General features: G+C 63.4%; 12 protein-coding genes. 7 read left to right on the top strand and 5 right to left on the bottom strand.

Annotation, left to right across the window (positions count from 1 at the left end; translation table 11 throughout):
- Positions 1-205 precede the first annotated feature (205 nt).
- Positions 206-817 carry a DedA family protein gene (locus tag HX851_RS00405; RefSeq protein ID WP_017125464.1) on the top strand — a complete coding sequence of 204 codons (612 nt, stop codon included), beginning with the start codon at positions 206-208 and terminating at the stop codon, positions 815-817.
- Here HX851_RS00405 and HX851_RS00400 read toward each other — a convergent pair.
- Positions 795-2,033 (bottom strand): sterol desaturase family protein, encoded by a 1,239-nt coding sequence (locus HX851_RS00400; RefSeq protein ID WP_177064534.1) that lies wholly within the window; start codon positions 2,031-2,033, stop codon positions 795-797. The genes HX851_RS00405 and HX851_RS00400 overlap by 23 nt on opposite strands.
- 113 nt (positions 2,034-2,146) lie before the next feature.
- Between HX851_RS00400 and elbB the strand changes: the two genes are divergently transcribed.
- Complete coding sequence (gene elbB, locus HX851_RS00395; protein ID WP_177058270.1) at positions 2,147-2,809, top strand: isoprenoid biosynthesis glyoxalase ElbB; 663 nt, start codon at positions 2,147-2,149, stop codon at positions 2,807-2,809.
- A gap of 18 nt (positions 2,810-2,827) precedes the next feature.
- Here the strand turns inward: elbB and HX851_RS00390 are convergent, their stop codons facing one another.
- Both HX851_RS00390 and HX851_RS00385 read right to left on the bottom strand, forming a co-directional pair.
- Positions 2,828-3,283 (bottom strand): YaiI/YqxD family protein, encoded by a 456-nt coding sequence (locus tag HX851_RS00390; RefSeq protein ID WP_177058271.1) that lies wholly within the window; start codon positions 3,281-3,283, stop codon positions 2,828-2,830.
- Positions 3,284-3,285: 2 nt separating this feature from the next.
- On the bottom strand, positions 3,286-5,181 hold the full coding sequence (locus HX851_RS00385; protein ID WP_177064532.1) for an FTR1 family protein: 1,896 nt from the start codon (positions 5,179-5,181) through the stop codon (positions 3,286-3,288).
- Positions 5,182-5,436: 255 nt separating this feature from the next.
- On the opposite strand from HX851_RS00385, the gene HX851_RS00380 reads away from it, so the two are divergent.
- From HX851_RS00380 to HX851_RS00360, 5 genes are all read left to right on the top strand, one after another.
- Positions 5,437-6,762, top strand: a complete 1,326-nt coding sequence (locus HX851_RS00380) for a COG3014 family protein (RefSeq protein ID WP_177058273.1) — start codon at positions 5,437-5,439, stop codon at positions 6,760-6,762.
- A gap of 360 nt (positions 6,763-7,122) precedes the next feature.
- Positions 7,123-8,520, top strand: a complete 1,398-nt coding sequence (locus HX851_RS00375) for a COG3014 family protein (RefSeq protein WP_177058274.1) — start codon at positions 7,123-7,125, stop codon at positions 8,518-8,520.
- A 16-nt stretch (positions 8,521-8,536) separates the two neighbouring features.
- Positions 8,537-8,911: a YcfL family putative periplasmic lipoprotein gene (locus HX851_RS00370; RefSeq protein ID WP_177058275.1), complete on the top strand. Its 375-nt coding sequence runs from the start codon at positions 8,537-8,539 to the stop codon at positions 8,909-8,911.
- 41 nt (positions 8,912-8,952) lie between these two features.
- Entirely contained in the window at positions 8,953-9,543 is a 591-nt protein-coding gene (gene lpoB / locus HX851_RS00365; RefSeq protein ID WP_177058276.1) for a penicillin-binding protein activator LpoB, read from the top strand.
- Positions 9,544-9,546: 3 nt separating this feature from the next.
- Positions 9,547-10,293: a penicillin-binding protein activator LpoB gene (locus HX851_RS00360; protein WP_177058277.1), complete on the top strand. Its 747-nt coding sequence runs from the start codon at positions 9,547-9,549 to the stop codon at positions 10,291-10,293.
- 117 nt (positions 10,294-10,410) lie between these two features.
- Here the strand turns inward: HX851_RS00360 and HX851_RS00355 are convergent, their stop codons facing one another.
- A complete protein-coding gene (locus HX851_RS00355; RefSeq protein WP_177058278.1) occupies positions 10,411-11,043 on the bottom strand; it encodes a LysE family transporter in 633 nt (210 codons plus the stop codon).
- Between the two features lie 89 nt (positions 11,044-11,132).
- Complete coding sequence (locus tag HX851_RS00350; protein ID WP_177064530.1) at positions 11,133-13,043, bottom strand: ATP-binding cassette domain-containing protein; 1,911 nt, start codon at positions 13,041-13,043, stop codon at positions 11,133-11,135.
- Between the last annotated feature and the right edge of the window lie 8 nt (positions 13,044-13,051).

Below are 13,051 nucleotides of genomic sequence, written 5' to 3'. Positions count from 1 at the left end.
CAGACTCCTGAGCCCGCGCAGGCGGGCGAGCATGGCAGTTATAAGCGGCCATTATGACGAAGGAATGACAGTTGTGCTTACTCCTGCGACCGGGCGCCGCACGCGCCGTCCTTGTAGGAAATGTTAACGTCGAGACACATTTGGACACTTTCCTCTCTGTCCTCGAAGGGTTAGGCTGCGCGTTCATTTCGCCAGCATCCAGACAATGCTCCAACAATTTCTGCAGGATTTCGGCTATTTCGCCCTGTTTCTCGGCACGTTTTTCGAAGGCGAGACCATTCTGGTACTCGCGGGCTTCCTCGCGTTCCGCGGATACATGGACATCAATCTGGTGGTTATCGTGGCCTTCTTCGGCAGCTATGCCGGCGATCAGCTGTGGTATTTCCTGGGGCGCCGCCATGGCCGCAAGTTGCTGGCGCGCAAGCCACGCTGGCAGATGATGGGCGACCGGGCGCTGGAGCATATCCGCCGTCATCCGGACATCTGGGTGCTGAGCTTCCGTTTCGTCTACGGCCTGCGCACGGTTATGCCGGTGGCGATCGGCCTGTCGGGTTATCCACCGGGACGCTACCTGCTGCTCAATGGCATCGGCGCGGCGATCTGGGCCGCCGCCCTGGCCGCCGCCGCCTATCACTTCGGCGCGATCCTCGAAGGCTTGCTGGGCAGCGTGAAGAAATACGAACTGTGGGTACTCGGCGGCCTGCTGGTGGTCGGCCTGATCCTCTGGAGCTGGCGCCGTATCAAGAGTGCCCGCCTCGCGCGCAAGGCCGAGGCAGAAGCCTCCCTGGCCGGACCTAAGACCCCGCCAGGCGAATGAGCCGGCTGCGGCAGCAGTACAACCCGATCACGCTCAGCAGGCTGTAGCTGAGCAGGCCGATCCAGCCCAGCGGGCTGGCCGGCCACAGCCCCACCAGCGGCGCCAGCCAGACCAGCGGCACGTTCGACAGCAGCCGCGCCACTTCCAGCTTCAACGCCCACGGCCGGTTCTCCAGCGCCGCCCCCAGCACGAACAGCCCCAGCAGCATGGCCCCCCAGCCCAGGACCAGGGCGATTGGCGACAGGCTGGCGGCGAAGTTCATCAGGTAGCTGCCCAGGGCCACGTACACCCCGAACTGCAAGGCGATATAGACCTGCTGGCGCGGCTCCAGCGGCACCTCGAACTTGCGGAACTTCGCCAGGTCGTGTTTTGCCAGCGGATACTTAGCCGCCACATCCGCCGGACGCCAGCCGGTGCGCATGAACCAGATCCGCAACTTGTCCCGGTAGCTCCCGGCACGTCGGGCGTCGGCCGCCAGCTGCGCATAGAACTGCAGGTTGGCCCAGAGTGGGTTCCAGCTGGCCAGCGGCGTGGTCACGCCGAACACCACCGGCTCGGCGTCATCCTCCTCCTGGAAGGTGCCGAACAGGCGGTCCCAGAGAATGAACACACCGCCGTAGTTGCGATCCATATAAAGAGGGTTCTGCGCATGGTGCGCGCGGTGATTGGAGGGGGTGACGAAAAACCATTCGTACCAGCCAAGCTTGGGAATGTGCCGGGTATGCACCCAGAACTGATACAGCAGGTTCAGCGCCGCCACCGTCACGAATACCGTCAATGGTACGCCGAGGACGGCCAGCGGCAGGTAGAAGATCCAGCTCAGCAGAAAGCCGGTGCTGGTCTGGCGCAGGGCCGTGGACAGGTTGTAGTCCTCGCTCTGGTGATGCACCGAGTGCGCGGCCCAGAGGATATTGCGCTCATGCCCCAGGCGATGCAGCCAGTAGTAGCAGAAGTCATAGACCACGAAGGCCATGACCCAGACCCAGGGGTTGTCGGCCACGAGGTCGAACAACGCCAGGTGCTCCAGGGCGACGGCGTAGGTCACCAGGCCGACGCCCTTGGTCAGCAGGCCGGTGGTGGTCGAGAGCACGCCGGTACTGAGGCTGTTGATCGCGTCGGCCACGCGATAATTGCGGGTACCACGCCAATAGTCGGCCAGCAGTTCGACCACGATCAGCACGACGAAAAACGGAACCGCAAGAGCAATAAGGTCCATGGCGCCACCCGAAAGGAACGATGGGTCCAAGATTAGGTGTAGTCGGGAAAAATTCCGCTGACAATGAACGCCAGATTGGTAGACATTTAACGCCAGGCATCGGGAGATCGAACATGACCAAGAAAATCGCGGTAATCCTTTCCGGCTGTGGCGTGTACGACGGCGCCGAGATCCAGGAAAGCGTGCTCACGCTGCTGCGCCTGGACCAGCGCGGTGCGAAGGTGCAGTGCTTTGCGCCGAACATTGCCCAGTTGCATGTGATCAACCATCTGACCGGAGAAGAAATGCCCGAGTCGCGCAATGTCCTGGTGGAATCGGCGCGTATCGCCCGGGGCGAGGTCAAGGACCTGCGCGAAGCCGATGTGCGCGAGTTCGACGCGCTGATCGTGCCCGGTGGCTTCGGCGCGGCGAAGAACCTCTCCAACTTTGCCCTGGAAGGCGCCAACTGCAGCGTGCAGGCCGAAGTCCTGGCTTTGGCCGAAGCCTTTGCCGAAGCCGGCAAGCCGGTGGGGCTGATCTGCATCACCCCGGCGCTGGCGGCGAAGATCTACGGGCCCGGCGTGACCTGCACCATCGGCAACGACGCCGATACCGCCGCGGCGCTGGACAAGATGGGCGCCACCCACAAGGAATGCGCGGTAGGCGATATCGTCGAAGACAAGGCGCGCAAGCTGGTAACGACCCCGGCCTATATGCTCGCACAGTCCATCGGCGAGGCGGCGTCCGGGATCAACAAGCTGGTGGACCGGGTGCTGGAACTGGCCCAGCAGGCCTGATGATCACGGACCCTGGGTTCAGGAAGCGCGGGAAAGCCGGGTCAGGATACGGTCGAAGGCATTGGCGAAAGCCTGCTTGTCCCGTTCGCCATAGGGTGGCTGACCGCCGCCCACCTGCCCCTGCTCGCGCAGGTCGGTGAACAGGTTGCGCACCGCCAGCCGCTCGCCCATGTTCTGCGCGTCGAACTCCTTGCCCCGCGGATCGAGGGCCGCCACGCCCTTTTTCACCAAGCGGTCGGCCAGGGGCACGTCGCTGCAGATCACCAGTTCCCCCGGCACAGCATGCTCCACCAGGTAATCATCGGCGGCGTCCGGCCCGCTGGGCACCACGATCAGCTTGACGAAGGCGAACGCCGGCTTGATCTGCGGCTGGCCCGCCACCAGCACCACTTCGAAGCGGCGCTTGAGGGCGAACTTCACCACCAAGTCCTTGGCCGCCTTGGGGCAGGCGTCGGCGTCGATCCAGACGCGCATGCTCAGGAAGCCTGCAACCGGCGCTTCTCCGCCAGCTTGCTGCGGCTGTAGAGCACGATGATCGCCAGCAAGGCCACTGCCTGGGCGCCCAGGGAGTAGGCGTCGGCATGGATCCCCAGCCAATCGAAGTCGAAGAACGCCACCGGCCGCGTGCCGAAGATCCCGGCTTCCTGCAAGGCCTTGACGCCATGGCCGGCAAACACCACCGACAGTGCGCACAGCAACCCGGCATTGATGCCGAAGAACAGCGCCAGCGGCAGCTTCGCCGAGCCGCGCAGGATCACCCAGGCCAGGCCGATCAACAGCACCAGCGCCGTCGCACCGCCCGCCAGCACCGCGTTGTGCCCGGCCGGGCCGGCCTGCAGCCAGAGGGTTTCATAGAACAGGATCACTTCGAACAACTCGCGGTACACCGAGAAGAACGCCAGGATCGCGAAACCGAAACGGCCGCCACCGCTGACCAGGCTGCTCTTGATGTAATCCTGCCAGGCCGCGGCGTGTCGGCGATCGTGCATCCACACGCCGAGCCAGAGCACCATCACACTGGCGAACAGCGCCGTACAACCTTCCAGCAACTCACGCTGGGCGCCGCTGACATCGATCACATAGGCCGCCAGCGCCCAGGTCCCGAGCCCCGCCAGCAAGGCCAGGCCCCAGCCGATATTGACGCTGCGTACCGCCGACTGCTGGCCGGTGTTGCGCAGGAAAGCGAGGATCGCCGCCAGCACCAGGATCGCTTCCAGGCCCTCGCGCAGCAGGATCAGCAGGCCCGAGATAAAGCTCAGGGATTGGCTCAGGCCGTCGTTGCCGAGCAAGCCGGCGGACTCCTTGAGCTTGTCCCTGGCAAACGCCAGGCGCTGTTCGGCCTGCTCGACCGGCAAGCCGTCCTGCAGGGATTGCCGATAGGCCATCAGTGACTTCTCGGTGTCCTTGCGCACGGTGGCGTCGACATTGTCCAGGGAGCTTTCGACCAGTTCGAAGCCTTCCAGGTAGGCCGCCACGGACAGGTCGTAGGCCTGCTCATGGTCACCGGCGCGGTAGGCCGCCAGGCTCTTGTCGAGGGTCGCGCCGGTGTAGTCGAGCAACTGCGCCGGGCCACGCTTGACCTGCGGCGGCTGGGCACGCTGGGCGCGGAACAGCGCGGCGGCCTCGTTGCCTTCACCAGCCTGCACTTCACCCGGGGTCTGGCGGGCCAGGTCGGCCAGGTTGTAGATCTTGTCGGTCTTCGCCACCGGCGCGGCACTGAAGCCGGCGATATAGGTGGCCAGGTCCCAGCGCTGACGCTCATCGAGCTGGTCGGCGAACGACGGCATGTCCGTGCCTTCGACGCCCAGGGTCAGGGTGTTGTAGATGCCATAGAGGCTCAGGCGATCCAGGCGCGCCGCGTCCCGCAGGTTGGCCGGTGACGGCGTCAGGCCGACACCCGCCGGACCGTCGCCGGCCCCCGTGTCGCCGTGGCAGACCGAGCACTGCTGGGCGTAGAGCGGAGCGCCACGGCTTGGATCAGGGGTAATGGCCGGGGCCTGGCTGACCTCATAGGTCACCGCCAGCCTTGCCCCCAGTTGCCGGGCCTGGCGCGCGACCAGCGGACCGTCCTGGCGCTGGCTGATGGCCGTGCGCAGGTCGACCACGCCCTGCTCCAGCTCCGCCCGCTCGGCACGGGCCGGCAGCGCGACGATCAGCTTTTGCAGCGCGGTGAGGAATTCCAGTTGTTCGTGGTATTCGGTTTCGTCGATGACCTTGCCATCCGCCACCGTGGCCGGATAGTCCGCGCCGATGTAATCGATCAGGTGCAGGGCCTGAGGAGCGCCTTCCACCGTGTTCGCCAGCAGGTTGGAGCTGCATAGGGCGAACATCGGCAGCATCAGCCAGGCCAGGAAACGCGTGGGAACAATCATTGAAACAACCTAAATGGAAATGCGAAGTAACACATTGTTCCCTCTCACTGCCCTTCACTCAAGCGCTGTGCGCATCAGCGGCGCAAATTTCGAGCGGAACGCAAACAGCCGTGGCACTTCGGCAAGGAAGAAAGTAAAACATCTGGCGGAAAGTCCATGGACGCGCCCGGGCACCAACACGCCGCTTCTGCGACCTGTCCTGTGCTGGCAATGCACAATCGAACCACTTCCGGACTCGAGGGAAGCCATACGCAAATGGGTTTGCGCCTCTTCACTTGCTTGTTGCTCTGCTGCCTGCTGGGTAGCTGTGCCGCCTACCGCAATTACAACGACGAACTGCAGATGACCAACGAGCAGCTGGCCGCCGGCAATGTCGACGAGGCGTTGTACCTGCTCGAACGCCATAACCCCTGGGACGCCAAGGACCTGCTGTATTACCTGGAGAAAGGCGAGTTGCTGCGGGCCAAGGGCGACCTGCTCGCCAGCCAGGGCGCCTGGCGGACCGCGGACCGCGCCGTGTTCCAGCGCGAGGACTCGACGGACTTCGATTACATCAAGCTCCTGGCCGAGCTGGGCACGATGTCGATCAACGACAAGGTCCGCCGCTACGACGGTTACGACTACGAAAAGGTCATGCTGACCACCCAGATGGCCCTCAACCTGCTGGCCCTGCACGACTTCGATGGTGCCCGGGTCGATATCAGGAAAACCCATGAGCGCGAAGCGCAGATCGCCCAATTGCGCGACAAGGAATACCTGCGGCTGGAAACCGAAGCCCGGGAGCAAGGCATCAGCCTGCGCTACAAGGATCTGCAAGGCTATCCGGTGGCGATCCTCGACGCGCCCGAAGTGCTCGCGCTGAAAAACGGCTACCAGAGTGCGTTCAGTCACTATCTGGCCGGTTTTGTCTACGAGGCACTGGGCGAACGCGATCTCGCGGCCCCCGGTTATCGACAGGCCATCGAACTGCGCCCGAACACACCCTTTCTCGAACAAGCCCTGTCGAACCTCGGCAAGCCCCCGGAGTCGGCCCGTGGCAGCGATGTACTGATCATTGTCCAGAGCGGCCTGGCACCGGCACGCAGTTCAGTACGCCTGCCCTTTGCGGTGCAGATGCAGGACGGCCAGGCCATTACCTCCATCGTGTCCTTTCCCATACTGGTGCCGGATACCTCGACGCCCAAGCCCGGCTCAATCAGCGTCGATGGGCGTAAACAGCCCCTGACCCTGCTCAACAGCATTACCGACATGTCCCTGCGCACCCTGCGTGACGACATGCCGGGAATCATCCAGCGCACCCGCTGGCGCGCCACCCTCAACGCGCAGGCACAGGCCCTGGACAATAAAAAACACCCGGAGAAAGCGAAATACATCGTCGAAGCGCCTTTCGAGCAAGCCGACACCCGAACCTGGCGCACCCTGCCGGACAACACCTATGTCGTACGCCTGCGACTCAAGCCGGGCCAGCACCGGTTGAGCCTGCCCCTGGCCTCCGCAAGCCCGCCGGTGAGCTTCACCATCGACCGGCCATTCCAGGTCATCAGCCTGCGCGTCATCGGAAACCGGACATTTCCTCGCTAGCGTCAGCCGCTTCCCACAGCATCTGCCTCCCCCTGCACGTCGACAGCTCACATCGCCCCACTTAACGTGATGCAGCGACAACAAAACCGGGTTTCGGCTTCGTACCGAAAGCCATGAAAGGACGTGTGCAGCCCGGCGAACAGATCCACGTCACAAGCCGAACCGCATCACAAACCCGGCACAAAAAAGCCATTACATCGCCAGCACTGGAGCCTATAATGCCGCGCCGATGTTATGGCCATAAGAAATTAAAGCGCCTCTTTTTATGAGGAATTGGCAGGAAAGCGATCTGACCTGCCAATGGGTCCCCTTCAGCCTGACCCGCATTCCCGGCTGCTTTTCATCAGGGAAGATATCGTCATGACATCCTGCACTCGCCTTTTAATTGCCCTGGGCGCGGTTACCTTGCTCTCCGGCTGCTCGGTATTTCGCAACTACGACAGCGAGCTGACGCAAACCAGCCAGCAACTGGCCTCGGGCAATGTCGACGCGGCATTGGCCATGCTCGACAAGAACAACAGCAGCGAAGACCGCGACCTGCTCTATTACTTCGAGAAAGGCGAGCTGCTGCGTGCCAGGGGCGATCTGCCCGGCAGCCAGCAGGCCTGGGGCCATGCCGACCAGGAGGTCGGCCACTGGGAAGATGACGTCAAGCTGGACACCGCCAAGTACGTCGCCCAGTTCGGCAGCTTCCTGGTCAATGACAAGGTGCGCAAGTACGAAGGCTACGACTACGAGAAGGTCATGCTGACCACGCAGATGGCGCTGAACTTCCTCGCCGTCAACGACTTCGAGAATGCTCGCACCGCCATCAAGAAGACCCACGAACGGGAAGCGGTGATCGCCGACCTGCGTGACAAGCAGTACCTCAAGAGCGAGGAAGAGGCTGACCAGCAGGGGATCAAGACCCAATACAAGGATCTCCAGGGCTATCCGGTGGCCAGCCTCAACGCCCCGGAAGTGGTCGGCCTGAAGAACAGCTACCAGAGCGCGTTCAGCCATTACCTGGCCGGGTATGTCTACGAAGCCCTCGGCGAAAAGGACCTGGCCGCGCCGGGCTATCGCCAGGCGGCCGAGCTACGCCCCAACACCCCGCTGCTGGAACAGGCCCTGGTCAACCTCGACAAACCCGCCGGCAAGGATGAGGACAGCGACATCCTGATCGTCGTGCAGAGCGGCCTGGCGCCGGCCCGCGACTCGATACGCATTCCACTGCCACTGCCGATCGACAACGGCATCGTCATCACCCCGCTGTCGTTCCCGATCATCAAGTCCGACACCTCGACCCAGGGCTTCACGCAAATCGGCGTCGACGGCCAGCCCGTCAACCTGACCGCGCTCAACAGCACCGACGCCATGTCCCGCCGCGCCCTGCGCGACGACATGCCGGGCATCATCCTGCGTACCAGCGTGCGGGCCATCAGCCGCGGCATCGCCCAGAAGAACCTGAACAAGGTCAACCCGATGGCAGCCCTGGCCGTGGGCATCACCTCAGCCGTCCTGGAAGGCGCCGATACCCGCACCTGGCGTACCCTGCCGGACACCACCCAGGTGGTGCGCCTGCGGTTGAAGAAAGGCGAACACCAGGTGTCGCTGCCAAGTGCCGTCGGCGGCTCACTGGTCAAGGTCACCATCGACCGCCGCTACCAGGTCATCAGCCTGCGCGCCGTCGGCAACCAGGTGTTCACCAGCGGCCTGGCGGCCCAGGTGATCCCGAGCGCCAACCCAACGGCCGTGGCCAGCATCAAACAACCTTGAGAACGGAGTCTTTCGCATGCGCTTCAAACTGACAGCTGTCGTTGCCCTGGCCCTGCTGGCCGGTTGTGCCACCCCACCACCACCCCCGGCGCCGGGGAGTGCCGCGAGCAAGATCGTCGCCATGGGTGATATGGAAGATATCCAGGTCGGTGCCATTCGCGTCGCCCGGGAAAACGGCTTCCTGACCGTCAAGGTGCAACTGAGCAACACCCGCACCAAGAACAAGATGATGTACTACCGCTTTGCCTGGCTGGGCAACGACGGCTTCCCGGTCGCCGACGAGGAAACCTGGAAGACCCTGGGCCTGTATGGCGCCCAGAGCACCTTCCTGCCGGGTATCGCCCCGACACCGAAGGCCACCGACTTCCGCCTGGAAGTCAAAACCCCTTGATGCGCCGCCGCCCTTTGCGCCCCTTTGAAGAGAGCCTCTCCATGTTTGCACGCTTTTCACTCCTCGCCGTTGTCGCCCTGCTGGCCAGCGGTTGTGCCCAGAACACCTCGCCGGTCCTGGGCGGGAAGAACATCAGCTACGGTGACACCAAGGCCGTCGAACTGGTCACCAACGAGTTCGGCTCCACCGACCTGCAGATGATCGCCGAGTCCATGACCCGCTCCCTGGCCCAGTCCGGCATCCTGCAAGGGCGCCCGGTGGTGCAGGTGTATGACGTGAAGAACAAGACCAGCGAATACATCGACACCCGCGAGATCACCACCTCGATCAAGACCCAGCTGATGAAGTCCGGCACCGCCCGCTTCGCCAGCGACAATACCGAGATGCAGAGCCAGGTCGACCAGCTCAAGCTGCAGAACCAGAGCGGCCTGTACAAGAAGAGCACCGTCAGCAAGACTGGCAACATGATCGCCGCCAAGTACCGCCTGGAAGGCTCGATCAGCTCGATCGTCAAGCGCAGCAGCGACTACAAGGACGTGTTCTACAAGTTCAGCCTGCAGCTGATCGACGTTGAAAGCGGCCTGGCCGAATGGATGGACGAGAAAGAGATTCGCAAAACCACGGAGCGTTGAACGATGCGAGCATGGATTGGCATTATCGGCCTGGCCTGCGCCTTTGGCGTGCAGGCCGCGCCGAAGGTCGCGGTGGCTGACCTGGCGTATCAGGCGCAAGTGGAGCAGTACATCCGCAGCGTCTCGGCGCGCAACAACTACCAGCAGAGCTATTACGGCGCCTCCGGCTCGTCGAGCTACGACGAGTACGAGAGCCGAAGCAGCTATATCGAGCAAGGCGAACTGCGCAAGTTCACCGGCGATATCAAGGGCGAGATCCTGCGCAGCGGCATGTTCCAGCTGATCCAGAGCACGCCCTACACCGCCAGCTCCAAGGGCGATGTCTACGACGTGATCAAGCGGATCAAGGGCGGCAGCTTCAAGGGTGCCGACTATGTGCTGTTCGGCACCGTCTCGGATATCGACTTCACCCAGGACATCAATGAACTGGCCAACACCAACAGTTATTCCGCGGTACTGGGGCTGACGCTGGTGGGCGATTTCAGCCTGATCAACACCCGTACCTACGAGATCACCTCGGCGTTCACCGCCATGGGCGAAGGCCAGGATACCAAGCTGGTCAACAGCCGGGATGTCCGCGTTTCGCTGAACCGTCCACGGGTGGTACGCGATGTATCCAAGTCCCTGGGCGAGGATGTCGCGCGGCAGTTGAGCATGCAACTGGGCGGCCCGGATGTGTACCCCGACGCACGCCAGCCGCTGCAACGCAACAACCTGCCACCGGATGAGGCGCCACGGATTCTGAACTGATCCGCGACCGCGTTATCGTTCATCGCCGGCAAGCCGGCTCCTACAGGATTTGCGTCGGACGCGGACTTGTAGGAGCCGGCTTGCCGGCGAAAACGTCCGCCCAGGCGAAGATGAACCTCAGGTCGTGGCCTTGTGCAGAGTCGCCAGGAATCCCGCCGCACCCACGAACAATCCGGCAAAGGTCCGGTTCATCCGGCGCTGTTGCTTGGGCGTGCGCAGCAGGCGCAGGACCTTGGCCGCCAGGCCGGTGTAACCGGCCATGACAATCATGTCGACGCCGATCATGGTCACGCCCAGGATCAGGTACTGATGCAGCAGCGGCGCGTGGGGATCGATGAACTGCGGCAGCACCGCGAGCATGAACACCAGGGCCTTGGGGTTGCTGACGTTAACCAGGAAACCGCGGAACATCAGGGTCAGCGGCTTGCCGACCGGGCGGATCGTGGCTTCCTCGGTCATGTCGCTGGGCAACGCACGCCACTGCTTGACCGCCAGGTACACCAGGTACACAACGCCGAACCACTTGATGGCATAGAAGGCTGTTGCCGAGGCGGTCAGGACCGCGCCGACACCGGCGGCGATCACTGCGATCTGTGCCGCCAGGCCCAGTTGCAGGCCAAGGGCGTTCCAGTAACCACGCAGGAAACCGTATTGCAGGCCGCTGGACATCGAGGCAATCGCGCCGGCACCGGGAGACAGGCTGATCACCCAGCATGCCGCGAAAAAGGCCAGCCACGTCTCAATCAGCATCACGCACCTCGGATATAGAGTTTCAACAAACCTCTAAGCTAATCCGCGGGCGTGAAATTGACCATCGTTTTTTGTCGGACAAACATCGGTCAGGACAGCGCTTCAAGCTCCGCCTGCATGCTTTCCAGCAGTTCCAGGGCTTCCATCCAGGCCTCTTCGAGTTCCGCCTCACGCACCTTGAGCTTGGCCTGATCGGCCAGCAGGTCACGCAACTCGTCCTTGCGGGCCGCTTCGTAGACCGCGCTGTCACCGAGGCTCACTTCGATCTTCGCCAGCCGCTCGTGCAACTTGCCCAGCTCGGCTTCGAGCTTGTCGGCCTCACGCTTGTGCGGGGCCAGTTGCTGACGCAACGCGGCAGCGGCCTGGCGCTGGGCCTTCTTGTCGGTCTTGTCGGCATTCACCGGCGTGTTGCTGACCGGGGCGTTGCGCTGGCGATACTCGACCAGCCAGCGGGCATAGTCTTCCAGGTCGCCGTCGAATTCCTCGACCTTGCCGTCGGCCACCAGGTAGAAATTGTCGGTGGTGCTCTTGAGCAGATGGCGATCGTGGGAAACCACCAGCACCGCACCGCTGAACTCCTGCAAGGCCATGGTCAGCGCCAGGCGCATTTCCAGGTCCAGGTGGTTGGTCGGTTCGTCGAGCAGTAGCAGGTTCGGCCGTTCCCAGGCGATCAGGGCCAGCGCCAGGCGGGCTTTTTCACCGCCGGAGAAGTTCAGCACCGGCTCGTCGATGCGTGCGCCACGGAAGTCGAATCCACCGAGGAAGTCGCGCAGGGTCTGTTCGCGCTCGGCCGGTGCCAGGCGTTGCAGATGCAGCAGCGGGCTGGCCTTGGCGTCCAGCGAGTCGAGCTGGTGCTGGGCAAAGTAGCCGACCACGGTGTTTTCACCGCGGGTCATACGCCCCGCCAATGGTGACAGCTCGCCGGCAAGGTTCTTGATCAGCGTCGACTTGCCCGCGCCGTTGGGGCCGAGCAGACCGATCCGGGCACCCGGGGTCAGCTGCAGCTTGACCTTCTCCAGGATGGTTTTTTCACCATAACCCAGACGGGCATCGGACAAATCCAGCAACGGGCTGGAGATCTTGTGCGACTCGCGGAAGGTGAAGTCGAACGGCGAATCGACGTGGGCCGCCGACAGTTCTTCCATCCGCTCCAGGGCCTTGATCCGGCTCTGGGCCTGACGGGCCTTGGTAGCCTGGGCCTTGAAGCGGGCGATATAACTTTCCATGTGCGCACGCTGCGCCTGCTGCTTCTCGTAGGCCTGTTGCTGCTGGGCCAGACGTTCCGCACGGGCGCGCTCGAACGCGGTGTAGCCGCCACGGTAGAGGGTGATCTTGCGCTGGTCGACATGGGCGACATGATCGACCACTTCATCGAGGAAGTCGCGGTCGTGGGAGATCAGCAGCAAGGTGCCGGGGTAGCTCTTGAGCCACTCTTCCAGCCAGATGATCGCGTCGAGGTCGAGGTGGTTGGTCGGCTCGTCGAGCAGCAACAGGTCCGACGGGCACATCAGCGCCTGCGCCAGGTTCAGGCGCATCCGCCAGCCACCGGAGAAATCGCCGACCTGGCGATCCATCTGCTCGTTGGTGAAGCCCAGTCCGGCCAACAGCTTGCGCGCGCGCGCGTCGGCGGTGTAGCCGTCGGCACTGTCGAGCTCCGCGTGCAGGCGCGCCTGGGCGGCGCCATCGTGGGCCGCCTCGGCCGCCGCCAGGTCGTGTTGCACCTGGCGCAGGCGTATGTCGCCATCGAGCACATAGTCGACCGCCAGGCGTTCGAGGGTATCGACCTCCTGGCGCATGTGGGCGATACGCCAATCGGCCGGCAGGAAGCAGTCACCCGAGTCCGGGTGCAGCTCACCCCGCAGCAGGGCGAACAAACTGGATTTGCCGGCGCCGTTGGCACCGATGAGGCCGGCTTTATGGCCGGCGTGCAGGGTCAGCTCGGCGTCTTCTAGCAGACGTTGCGGGCCACGCTGTAAAGTCAGGTTCTGAAGTCGAATCATAATGGCGG

It is taken from the genome of Pseudomonas gingeri (assembly GCF_013385635.1).
Classification (GTDB): domain Bacteria; phylum Pseudomonadota; class Gammaproteobacteria; order Pseudomonadales; family Pseudomonadaceae; genus Aquipseudomonas; species Aquipseudomonas gingeri_A.
Note: the sequence above shows the minus strand (reverse complement) of the source record. Positions and strands in the feature narration are given on the sequence as shown.